Below are 2288 nucleotides of genomic sequence, written 5' to 3' on the forward strand. Positions count from 1 at the left end.
GTGGTGCCCGGAGGCGGAATCGAACCACCGACACGAGGATTTTCAATCCTCTGCTCTACCGACTGAGCTATCCGGGCGACGAGGTGTATTAAAAGGCTTTTCGGCTTTCAGGTCAACAATAAAATTAAAATAAAATATCGTTTGATGAATTTGTGCTCGGAGTGGGCTGTTTTTATGCGTTTTTAGCAGCAATGCGCCATGCTTTAAGCGATGTTTTAACATTGATAGTGTGTTCACTTGCAAAATAAAGGCGATAAAAACAAAAAAGCACGTCTGAAAACGTGCTTTTTATTGAACAATTGACTTTAAACTAGTGCTTTACTGAGAACTTGTTTACCCAACCTTCTAGCTCATTCGCTAGTGAAGCTAAACTTTGAGTACTTGATTGGCTCTCGGTTACGACAGAGTTGAGTTGGCCTCCGCTTTCCTCGATAAGGTTTATGCGTAGCGCAATATCATCGCTAACCTGCGTCTGCTCAGCGGCAGCAGTAGCGATCTGCTGGCTCATTGTGGTGATAGATTCTAACGCCGTTACAATTTGCTGTAGAGCTTCAGAGGCATTCTTAGACTCTGTAACAGTGCTTTCACTGGTTTCTGCACATATTTCCATTGTGTGAATGGCATTGCGAGAGCCTTCTTGCAGATTGGAGATCATATACTGAATCTCTTTTGTGCTGTCTTGTGTGCGTCCTGCTAGGTTGCGTACCTCATCAGCAACGACTGCGAAGCCTCGGCCTTGTTCTCCAGCACGTGCTGCTTCAATGGCTGCATTGAGTGCCAATAGGTTTGTTTGCTCTGCAATATCACCAATCACATCGAGCACTTTTACAATATTATTTACATCCTGATCTAGATCGGCGACCGCTTTACTCGCAGTATTTAATTGAGAAGCTAAACCTTGAATGTTTTCAACCGTGTTATGAATGAGTTTCTGAGTATGTTGGCTTTGTTTGTCTGCCTCGTCCGTATTGTTTGCGGTGTCGCTTGCTGAATTGGCAACATGGTTGGCTGAAGATGCCATTTCAGTCATCGCAGTGGCAATCATCGCCGTTGATTGCTGCTGAGATACGGTAAGATCGGCAATCGTATTTGATCGAGACTCTACGGCAAACAACTCTGCGCGCAGTGCATGCATAGACTTCTCTAGGTTTGTCACCATGGTAGCTAGTGATTGACTCATATCTTGCACGGCACGATAGATACTTCCTCTCGGTGCCACAGTATCAAAACTGGTCTGAATGTCTCCTTGAGCGACAGCTTGAACTGCTTTACGCACGTCGTTAGGCTCTCCACCAAGTAGATGAAGCATTTTGCGAATCGAAATGATCAGGCCACTTAGAATACTTCCCGCGATAATCAGACACAGCACAAGCTGCCATTGTGCTGTCGACCAAAAACGTGCGTTAACTTCATTAAAGCCAATACCTGTACCGACAACCCAGCCCCAGTGTGGTGTTTTTTCTGCTATCGAGTGTTTTTCTTCAATGCTGCCATCAGCTTGTTTTTGGCTCCAGGTATATTCAACGATCTGACCTGTTTTGTGCCCCAATACATCTAGAATGAGTTGGCCTACGCTATTACCACTGCCATCTCTAAAGTCATGGAAGCTGGTTCCGTGCAGTTGAGGGTCTAGTGGTGCGGCGATGAACATCATATTTTCATCTGCGACATAAACGTATTCGTTGTCTTTGTAGATATTGTTACGAAGTAGGCGAGTGGCTAATGCTTTCGCTTCGTCTTCCGGCATTTTGCCTTCGATAGCCATCTTTTCTACTTCGGTAAGTATGCTGTACGCACTTTTAAATAGCTCAGTAACTCGAGCTTTGTTATCAAGGTTACTTGCGACGCGAAGTGTCCATAAGCCCGTTGCGGTCAGAGCTAGGAGAGCTAGCAATATGATCGCAGATAATAAATAGGCTTGAGTTTTTAGTTTCATATTTAGCTCACAAATAAAGTGTTATCACTATGCAAGGCATAGCTAAAAGAAGAAATGTAATAACTCGGGCATCTTAGTGAAGATAAATATGCTCGGATACTAATGCGTATTGAAATTACGATGAGGATTAAATTTTTAGCGTGAAATAAGTGTTTTTGAAGAAAGGATTTAATGTTCGCTGATGTTTAGAAATGAAGTGCAGATAAATGGGAAAGTGAGAAATGACGTATAAAGCAGATACAAAAAAGCCGCATCAAGTGATGCGGCTTTAAAAGTGGCTCCTCCTGCTGGGCTCGAACCAGCGACCTGCGGATTAACAGTCCGTCGCTCTACCAACTGAGCTAAGGAGGAA

At 43.9% G+C, this 2288-nt stretch carries 1 protein-coding gene and 2 tRNA genes; all 3 read right to left on the minus strand.

Features of this window, described 5'->3' with window-relative positions; all coding sequences use genetic code 11:
* Position 1: 1 nt before the first annotated feature.
* A tRNA-Phe gene (locus R7P35_RS23690) sits at positions 2–77 on the minus strand.
* A gap of 233 nt (positions 78–310) precedes the next feature.
* Positions 311–1936: a methyl-accepting chemotaxis protein gene (locus R7P35_RS23695; protein WP_025768824.1), complete on the minus strand. Its 1626-nt coding sequence runs from the start codon at positions 1934–1936 to the stop codon at positions 311–313.
* A gap of 275 nt (positions 1937–2211) precedes the next feature.
* Positions 2212–2287 (minus strand) — tRNA-Asn (locus tag R7P35_RS23700).
* Position 2288 lies beyond the last annotated feature (1 nt).

The organism is Vibrio sp. Vb0304 (assembly GCF_033338995.1).
Lineage (GTDB): Bacteria > Pseudomonadota > Gammaproteobacteria > Enterobacterales > Vibrionaceae > Vibrio > Vibrio alginolyticus.

What these genes read in the sequence shown, in the direction of transcription:
- R7P35_RS23695 (WP_025768824.1), bottom strand. Translation starts at nt 1,936, where the DNA reads ATGAAACTAAAAACTCAAGCCTATTTATTATCTGCGATCATATTGCTA.